The following is a 278-nucleotide window of genomic DNA, read 5'->3' as shown; positions in this document are numbered from 1 at the left end:
CATCGTAGCCAATAAGATTCATGCCGCGGAAATCAGGCTCCGCATCCTGTAAATCAGATTCCGGCACACCGGTATTGATATCGCCCCCCGACAGCAGCAGTACGCTGCCTCCCTGGGCTGCCACCTCTTTACGAATGCCATCCACCAGCGTTTTTTGTGCCGACAGACCGTATTCGCCGTATTCACTGCGCCAGAAATGGCCGTGGTGATCGTTGGTATGCAGAATGGTGATTTTATAGGTTTTATCTTTTTCATAGGCCTGCACGGGCAGGCTAACC

General features: G+C 52.5%; 1 pseudogene. It reads right to left on the bottom strand.

Going from position 1 to position 278, the window contains the following annotated elements:
- Positions 1 to 271 (bottom strand): annotated as a pseudogene (locus ACPYOI_RS36155) (hypothetical protein); the annotation flags it as partial.
- Between the last annotated feature and the right edge of the window lie 7 nt (positions 272 to 278).

Source organism: Rhizobium sp. SVR5-2C, from assembly GCF_056755115.1.
This window is presented reverse-complemented; position numbering and strand designations above follow the sequence as displayed.